The organism is Mycobacterium sp. THU-M104 (genome assembly GCF_049197365.1).
Lineage (GTDB): Bacteria > Actinomycetota > Actinomycetes > Mycobacteriales > Mycobacteriaceae > Mycobacterium.
This window is the reverse complement of sequence record NZ_JBMIOP010000116.1, coordinates 1-8,029: the sequence shown is the minus strand read 5'-3', so window position 1 is coordinate 8,029 and position 8,029 is coordinate 1. Positions and strand designations below refer to the sequence as shown.

Sequence of the window (8,029 nt, the reverse complement as noted above, 5' to 3'; positions counted from 1 at the left end):
GGCCGCGGCGACGTAGAAGGCCAGCAGGATGGCGGCGGTGCCGTTGATCGTCATGCTCGTGCTGAGCTTGTCCAGCGGAATGCCCTCGAACAGGATCCCGAAGTCGGCCAGGGTGTCCACCGCAACGCCGACCCGGCCCACCTCCTCGCCGAACTCGGGATCATCGGAATCGTATCCGCACTGGGTGGGCAGATCGAGAGCCACCGACAGGCCGGTCCCGCCCTGCTCGAGCAGGTACCGGTAGCGGCGGTTGGACTCCTCGGCGGTGCCGAAGCCCGAGTACTGGCGAAACGTCCACAGCTTGCCCCGATAGCCCGACGCGAAATTGCCCCGGGTGAACGGAAACTGTCCGGGCGGCGCAGGTTCCGCGGTCCTGTCCCCCGGCCCGTACACGGGCCGCAGCGGTATGCCCGATGGGGTCCGAATCTCGTTATCCATCGACTGATAACGTACTTGCAAAAAAAGAGAATGCCAATACCGCCACCTTGACCGGGCCGAAGGAGGCCCACTGCGCCGACCGGTCCCGCTCGGTCGGCGCAGACCAGCCGAGGACTAGGCTGCTCGACGTGACGGTTTCGCGGCCATCGGCCGGCGACCTGGACGCCGCGGCGCACCATTTCGGGTTCCACCTCGACGCCGCCGCCCGGCGCGACTACCTGGCGGCCGTGCAACACACCCTGACGTCCTACGACGTCGTCGACGCGCTCTACGACGAATTGGCGCCGCTGCAGACCCCCGAGCGTGCCCACCGGTTCCCGACGCCGGAGGAAAACCCGCTCGGCGCCTGGTATGTCACCACCGAGATCGCCTCTGGAGCGAAGGGCCCCCTGTCGGGCCGCACCGTCGCGGTGAAGGACAACATCGCCGTCGCCGGCGTTCCGATGATGAACGGGTCCCGCGCGGTCGAGGGCTTCGTCCCCGGCCGCGACGCGAGCGTCGTCGAGCGCCTGCTGGCCGCGGGGGCGACCATCGCCGGCAAGAGCGTCTGCGAGGACCTGTGCTGCTCGGGATCGAGTTTCACCTCTGCCTCCGGCCCGGTGCGCAACCCGTGGGACACCGCGCGCGAGACGGGCGGGTCCTCCAGCGGGAGCGGTGCGCTCGTCGCCGCCGGAGACGTCGACGTGGCCCTCGGCGGCGACCAGGGCGGCTCGATCCGCATCCCGGCCGCGCTGTGCGGCATCGTCGGGCACAAGCCGACCCACGGCCTGGTGCCCTACACCGGCGCGTTTCCGATCGAGCGGACGATCGACCATCTCGGTCCCATGACGCGCACCGTCGCCGACGCCGCACTTGTGCTCACGGTGCTCGCCGGGCCCGACGGCCACGACCCGCGCCAGCGCGAGTCCACAGCCGCGTTCGACTACCGGGCCGCGCTCACCGGCGACGTGACCGGGCTGCGGGTCGGCATCCTCGGCGAGGGTTTCGGCCAGCCCGGCTCGTCACCGGAGGCCGACGAACTCGTCCGCTCGGCGGCCCGGCGGTTCACCGAATGCGGTTGCACCGTCGGAGACGTCAGCGTGCCCTGGCACCGGACGGCGCTGCACGTGTTCAATGTCATCTTCACCGACGGCGCCACCTACCAGATGATTGACGGCAACGGCTACGGGCTCGGTGCGGACGGGTGGTACGACCCGGAGCTCATGGCGCACTTCGCCCGGCAGCGGGTCGGCCACGCCGACGAATTGGCCAGCACCGTCAAGGCGACCGCGCTGTGCGGGCACTACGGCCTCACGGCGCTGGGCGGCGCGTCGTATGCCAAGGCGCGCAACCTGTTACCGCACGTGCGGGCCGCCTACGACGCGGCGCTGGACGAGTACGACGTGCTGGTGATGCCGACCGTTCCGGGGACGGCGGACCTGTTGCCGGCAGGGGGTCCCGGTGACGTCGGGCTGCTCGGACGCGCGCTGGGCAAGGCGGCCAACACTGCGCCCATGGACATCACCGGCCATCCCGCCCTCTCGGTGCCCGCCGGGCTCGTCGACGGCCTGCCGGTCGGGATGATGATCGTGGGCAGGCGATTCGACGACGCCACGGTGTTGCGGGTGGCCGACGCGTTCGAATCCCTGTGCGGGGGTTTTGCTGCGCCTCCGCGCGGGCCACGTCGAGGACCTCGGCGACGCTGGTGACCGCGCAGCACCGACTCGTGGTGTCCATGGGTGTAGCTGGCCCGAGGTTCGTCGTTCACCCTGCGCTCCCTAATCGACCGGGACGTCGAGGATCGGCCGGTCGACGGCCGCGCCGGGTCCGTTGAAATGCCACCACTCACCGGAGTACACGCTCAGCCCGCCGGAGGTCATCGCGTTGCGCAGCTGGGCGCGGTTCGCCTGGGCCTGGGGGCTGACGCCCTGCGTGGCGAATGCGGTTGCGCGGGAGGTGAAGTCGTCGAAGCCAGTGCCCATGTCGGCCAGGCACACCCCGCCGGCGCGACGATCGGCCGGACAAGGCTGCCGCACGCTGGTGAACGTCACGTCGACCGAGCGCCCGGACTCGTGGCTGTGCGCATAGGGCCCGGGCCGAGCGACCCAGGCCGGGTTGGACACCACGGTGAACATCTTGACCTGCACGTCGTGCGGCCGGTAGCAGTCCCAGAACACCAGCACGTGCCCCTGCGGGCGCAGCGCCGCCGCGGCCACGCCGAGTCCGGGCGCCATCGACTGGTGCACCAGGCAACGGGCGTCGGACGGGTACAACTGCGTGCCGGTGAAATTGTTCGTCGTCGCATAGCGCAGATCGACGACGGCGTCCGGCACGACGCTGCGGATGTCGACGAACCCCGCCGCGCGCGCCGCGTCGCTGACGGGCGGCACACCGGGCCCCGCGTCCGCGCGGGGAATTCCGCACGGACCGGCGGTCAGCGCGAGGACTATCGCGAGCCCATGAAACCGCCGCATCCGAGGCATCTGACCATTGTTACGGGTCAGCGCGTGTTACGGGTCGGCGCGCCGGGATGTCATCTGATTCCGCCGTCCGCACAGCGCTGCACCCTGGGCGCCAGCGCGGACGCCACCACGTCGTCGGACTAAAATTCGCGCATGACACATGGCCGGTCGCCGGCGGGTCGCGCGGGCTCCCGAGTCGTCGCCACCGTGGCGGTGTTGGCGATGTCGTTGGCGGGCTGCGCCTCCGCGCGCGCTGCCGGACCGCACGTCATCACGCTGACGCTGGTGCGGCACGCCCAGTCGGAAGGCAACGCCTCGGGCCTGATCGACACCTCCGTTCCCGGCCCGGAACTCACCCCGCGGGGATGGTGCCAGGCCATGCTGGACGCGGGGCCGCTGAGCGCCAACCACTACGACGGGGTCTACGCCTCCACCATGATCCGCACTCAGGAGACGGCCGCGCCGACGGCGCGGTGGCTGGGCGAACCGGTCGACGTGCTGCCCGGGCTGCGCGAAATCGAGGCCGGTCGCTACGAAGGTCAGCCGGAGGCAGACGTCGCGCGAACGTACCTGGCCGTTCCGATGAAATGGCTCCGGGGCGACCGCGGCGCGCGGATCCCAGGCTCGATCGACGGCAACGAATTCAACGCACGCTTCGGCGAGGCGGTCCAACACATCTACGACAGCGGCGACGTGAACCCGGTCGCGTTCTCGCACGCGGGCGCGATCATGCTGTGGGTGCTGATGAACGTCCACGACCCCGACCGCTCGCTGCCGGCCAGCAATCCACTGCCGAACCTGGGCCGCGTCGTGCTCACCGGAAACCCCTCCGCGGGTTGGAATCTGACCGAATGGGACGCTGACCCGCCGCCGTGCTGACCGCGTCGCGAGCAGCGGATCCGTCATCGGTTGAAGCCGGGCGACGGCGCCGAGTCGCTCGATGATTCTGCCGCCGCGCGCCGCACCGGTTGATCGAGGACTCTTTCGACGGGTAGCCGAGTGCCCCGATCGCCAGGCCCACTCCTACGTGCCGTGGTCGTTGCTGCAGGAATCTGGCCACGTTGCGACTGGCCGGCCTGGTCAAAGATCGCCGCGAAAAGACCATCGCGCACTACTCCCCGGCGGAGCAGGACGCGCTGCGCGTGCCGACTGGGGCGGAAAACGCTGGCGGCACCGTTCCGCATGAGCTACTATCTGCGCATGAATGCAGGTACTGCCTCGAGGCGGCCACTGGACGAGGATCAAGTGGGACTGATCGTCGAGGTGTTCCGGATGCTGGCCGACGCGACCCGTGTTCGGCTGTTGTGGTCGTTGATCGACGAGGAGTTGTCGGTCACCGACCTGGCCGAACGCGTGGACAAACCCGCGCCGTCGGTGTCCCAGCACCTGGCCAAGCTCCGGATGGCCCGACTGGTGCGCACCCGCCGGGCGGGCACCACGATCTTCTACAGCCTGGAGAACGATCACGTGAGCCGACTGGTTGTCGACGCGGTGTTCAACGCCGAACACGCCGGCCCCGGCGTTCCCTCACACCACCGTGACCAACCCGGCGTGCGCGACATCGCCGCCGAGCCTCCGTCACGAAAGGCCCACCCGAGATGAGGAACGACGACGGCGCGCTCGGCGCGGACCACGATCACGGCCATGACCATCCGCGGGGGCTACGTGGCGCGATCACCGAGATCTTCGCCCCGCACTCCCACGACGCCGCCGACAGCCTCGACGGCGCCCTGGAGTCCAGCGCGGCCGGGATCCGCGCGGTCAAGACCAGTCTGCTGGTTCTTGCAACCACAGCCGCGGTGCAGATCGTCATCGTCTTCATCTCGGGGTCGATCGCCCTGGCCGCCGACACCGTCCACAACTTCTCCGACGCGCTGACCGCTGTCCCGCTGTGGATCGCGTTCGCCCTGGGAGCCAAGGCCGCCACCCGCCGTTACACCTACGGATTGGGCCGGGCGGAGGACCTGGCCGGTCTCTTCGTGGTCGCGATGATCGCGATGTCGGCGATCTTCGCGGGCTACGAAGCCGTCATGCGGCTCGTCCAGCCTCGGCCGATAGACAACGTCGGCTGGGTCGCGCTGGCCGGGCTGGCCGGGTTCGTCGGCAACGAATGGGTAGCCCTCTACCGGATCCGGGTCGGCCGGCGCATCGGATCCGCCGCCCTGATCGCCGATGGGCTCCACGCCCGCACCGACGGATTCACCTCTTTGGCCGTGCTTTTCGCCGCGGGCGGTATCGCCCTCGGCTTTCCGCTCGCCGACCCGATCATCGGCCTGGTGATCACCGTGGCAATTCTGGCGGTGCTGCGCACCGCCGTCCGCGACGTGTTTCGGCGCCTCCTCGACGGTGTCGAACCCGAACTCGTCGACATAGCCCACCGCACCCTGGTCGCCCGTCCCGGCGTCCGATCGGTACACAGCGTACGGATGCGCTGGGTTGGGCACCGCATGCACGCTGAGGCCGAACTCGACATCGACCCCGCGCTGAGCCTGGCCGAGGCGCATCGAATCGCGCACGGCGCCGAGCACGAGCTCATGCACGCGATTCCCAAGCTCACCGACGCGACGATCCACGCCTATCCCGCCGATGGCGCCAATCCCGCAGAGGCACAACGCTATCGCGCCGACGAGCGGCATATGGCTTCCTGATCTACCTCACCAGATACTCATCACCGAATTGCCTGGGCGACAGCCGGCGACAGCGGTTCGGGTCACACTTCGCCCGCACCGGTTGGCAACTGGTTCGGAATCTGTCAATATAGAACGATGTCGATACAGGCCCTCGTTGCGGGTTCCCCGCAGTGCTCGCCTCTGGCCCGTGCACCCCTGAGCGAGGCTTCGGCCGCGATGCTGGTGCCGATGTTCAAGGCACTGGGCGACCCGGTGCGGTTGCGTTTGGTGAGTCTGATCGCCAGCCACCCCGGCGGGGAAGCCTGCGTGTGCGACATCTCCGCGACCATCGACCTGTCCCAGCCCACCATCTCCCACCACCTCAAAGTGCTGCGCTCGGCAGGGCTGCTGGCCAGCCAGCGCCGCGGCACCTGGGTCTACTACCGGGTGATTCCGGCAGCCCTGCAGCAACTTTCAGCCATCCTGCAGATCGAGGGCGGCCCCGCCACTCCCTGCGATCCCTCCGACACTTGCACCGAGGAGTTCAGCCGATGAGTGCCCCCGCCCACACCGAGCACCCCGCTGTGGTCACACAGCTTTCCGCGCTGGACCGGATGCTCCCGTTATGGATCGGCCTCGCCATGATCGCGGGGCTGCTTCTGGGCCGGGTGATCCCCGGCCTCGGTGACGCACTGAGCGCCGTCGAGGCCGACGGCATCTCGCTGCCCATCGCCATCGGCCTGCTGGTGATGATGTACCCGGTGCTCGCCAAGGTGCGGTACGACCGCCTCGACACCGTCACCGGCGACCGCAAGCTCATGGCGGCCTCGCTGGTCTTGAACTGGGTCATAGGGCCGGCCCTGATGTTCGCGCTGGCCTGGCTGATGCTGCCCGACCTGCCCGCCTACCGCACCGGTCTGATCATTGTGGGACTCGCGCGGTGCATCGCGATGGTCATCATCTGGAACGACCTCGCCTGCGGCGACCGCGAAGCCGCCGCGGTCCTGGTGGCGTTGAACTCACTGTTCCAGGTGGTCATGTTCGCCGTACTGGGCTGGTTCTACCTCTCGGCGCTGCCGGGTTGGCTGGGCTTGGAACGGACCACCATCAACACCTCGATGTGGCAGATCGCCAAATCGGTACTGATCTTTCTGGGTATCCCACTGCTGGCGGGCTTCCTGACCCGCCGCTGGGGCGAAAGAGCCAAAGGCCGGCAATGGTATGAGTCGCGGTTCCTGCCCAAGATCGGGCCGTGGGCTCTCTACGGGCTGCTGTTCACCATCGTGATCCTGTTCGCGCTCCAAGGCGATCAGATCATTTCCCGGCCCTTGGATGTCGCGCGCATTGCGCTTCCGTTGCTGGCCTACTTCGCCATCATGTGGGGCGGAGGTTACGTCCTCGGTGCCGTCCTCGGCCTGGGCTATGAACGCACCACCACGTTGGCATTCACCGCCGCCGGCAACAACTTTGAGCTGGCGATCGCGGTGGCGATCGCCACCTACGGCGCCACCTCGGGACAAGCGCTGGCCGGGGTGGTCGGCCCGCTGATCGAGGTGCCCGTGCTTGTCGCGCTCGTCTACGTCTCCCTCGCGCTGCGTGCGCGGTTCACGCAACCGGCGCCGCCAAACTCGCCGCGGGCCGCGAAAGCGACCACATCGAGCACCGAATCCTGATGCCGCACAGCAGCTTCAAAGTCGGGGTTGAACCCATGGACCCTCGCCCCAGCGTCTTGTTCGTCTGCGTTCACAACGCCGGCCGTTCCCAGATGGCCGCCGGTTTCCTGGCCCATCTCGCCGGCGACACGATCGAAGTCCGCTCGGCCGGCAGCGCCCCGGCCGACACCATCAATGCGGCCGCGGTCCAGGCGATGGCCGAAGTCGGCATCGACATCTCGAACCAGTCCCCGAAGATCCTCGCCCCCGGCGCGGTCGAGTCCTCCGACGTGGTGATCACCATGGGTTGCGGCGACGCCTGCCCGGTGTTCCCGGGTGTCCGCTACCGGGACTGGGCATTGCCCGACCCTGCGGGCAAGGGCATCGAAGCGGTCCGCCCGATCCGCGACGAGATCAAGGCCCGGGTCGAAAAGCTGATCGGCGAACTCGTCCCCGCTGGTCCTCCCCAAGGGAGCCTTCCGTGAGCAAGCCCGCGGTGCTGTTCGTGTGTGTCAAGAACGCGGGCAAGTCGCAGATGGCGGCCGGCTTGATGCGCAAGATCACGGGCCCCACCGTCGATGTGCACTCCGCGGGGACGGAATCCGGTACCAGCGTCAACGCCCTCTCGGCGGAATGCCTGCTCGAGGTCGGGGTCGACATCACCGGCGAGCACCCGAAGCCGATCGACCCGGAACTCGTCGGCGACGTCGACATCGTCGTCACGCTGGGAAACGAGGCCCACGTCGAGCCGGTCGGAGGCACCAGGTTCGAAACCTGGGACATCGACGAGCCGGGCGGATTCCAGTCAACGTCGCAACAGCCGAAGACTATTTCGGAGGTTGCGATGGGAGCGGAGCGGAAGACCCGGCGACGCGGACGCCCAAGTGGC

8 protein-coding genes and 1 pseudogene are annotated in these 8,029 nt (G+C 68.7%); 7 read left to right on the top strand and 2 right to left on the bottom strand.

The window, feature by feature from the left end:
* A partial coding sequence (locus tag ACOJVU_RS10425) for a methylmalonyl-CoA mutase family protein (RefSeq protein WP_421529709.1) occupies positions 1-438 on the bottom strand: 438 nt, incomplete at its 3' end.
* Positions 439-566: 128 nt separating this feature from the next.
* Here ACOJVU_RS10425 and ACOJVU_RS10420 point away from each other — a divergent pair.
* Complete coding sequence (locus ACOJVU_RS10420) at positions 567-2,126, top strand: amidase (protein ID WP_421529708.1); 1,560 nt, start codon at positions 567-569, stop codon at positions 2,124-2,126.
* Positions 2,127-2,195: 69 nt separating this feature from the next.
* On the opposite strand, the gene ACOJVU_RS10415 is transcribed toward ACOJVU_RS10420, so the two are convergent.
* Complete coding sequence (locus tag ACOJVU_RS10415; RefSeq protein WP_421529710.1) at positions 2,196-2,891, bottom strand: M15 family metallopeptidase; 696 nt, start codon at positions 2,889-2,891, stop codon at positions 2,196-2,198.
* Between the two features lie 141 nt (positions 2,892-3,032).
* Between ACOJVU_RS10415 and ACOJVU_RS10410 the strand changes: the two genes are divergently transcribed.
* The 6 genes and pseudogenes from ACOJVU_RS10410 to ACOJVU_RS10385 form a co-directional block, all read left to right on the top strand.
* Positions 3,033-3,758, top strand: a complete 726-nt coding sequence (locus tag ACOJVU_RS10410) for a histidine phosphatase family protein (protein ID WP_421529707.1) — start codon at positions 3,033-3,035, stop codon at positions 3,756-3,758.
* Between the two features lie 321 nt (positions 3,759-4,079).
* Complete coding sequence (locus ACOJVU_RS10405) at positions 4,080-4,481, top strand: ArsR/SmtB family transcription factor (protein ID WP_421529706.1); 402 nt, start codon at positions 4,080-4,082, stop codon at positions 4,479-4,481.
* Positions 4,478-5,527, top strand: a complete 1,050-nt coding sequence (locus ACOJVU_RS10400) for a cation diffusion facilitator family transporter (protein WP_421529705.1) — start codon at positions 4,478-4,480, stop codon at positions 5,525-5,527. The genes ACOJVU_RS10405 and ACOJVU_RS10400 overlap by 4 nt, the downstream gene beginning before the upstream one ends.
* A gap of 117 nt (positions 5,528-5,644) precedes the next feature.
* Complete coding sequence (locus tag ACOJVU_RS10395; protein WP_421529704.1) at positions 5,645-6,043, top strand: ArsR/SmtB family transcription factor; 399 nt, start codon at positions 5,645-5,647, stop codon at positions 6,041-6,043.
* Positions 6,040-7,625: pseudogene (gene arsB / locus ACOJVU_RS10390) on the top strand (ACR3 family arsenite efflux transporter). Before ACOJVU_RS10395 ends, arsB begins: the two are co-directional and overlap by 4 nt.
* Positions 7,622-8,029 (top strand): low molecular weight phosphatase family protein (locus ACOJVU_RS10385; RefSeq protein ID WP_421529703.1); only part of this gene is annotated, 408 nt, incomplete at its 3' end. The pseudogene arsB and the gene ACOJVU_RS10385, both read left to right, overlap by 4 nt.

Excerpts from the sequence above, each read along its gene's own strand:
- ACOJVU_RS10415 (WP_421529710.1), bottom strand. The coding sequence starts at position 2,891 with ATGCGGCGGTTTCATGGGCTCGCGATAGTCCTCGCGCTGACCGCCGGT.
- ACOJVU_RS10410 (WP_421529707.1), top strand. The coding sequence starts at position 3,033 with ATGACACATGGCCGGTCGCCGGCGGGTCGCGCGGGCTCCCGAGTCGTC.
- ACOJVU_RS10405 (WP_421529706.1), top strand. The coding sequence starts at position 4,080 with ATGAATGCAGGTACTGCCTCGAGGCGGCCACTGGACGAGGATCAAGTG.
- ACOJVU_RS10400 (WP_421529705.1), top strand. The coding sequence starts at position 4,478 with ATGAGGAACGACGACGGCGCGCTCGGCGCGGACCACGATCACGGCCAT.
- ACOJVU_RS10395 (WP_421529704.1), top strand. The coding sequence starts at position 5,645 with ATGTCGATACAGGCCCTCGTTGCGGGTTCCCCGCAGTGCTCGCCTCTG.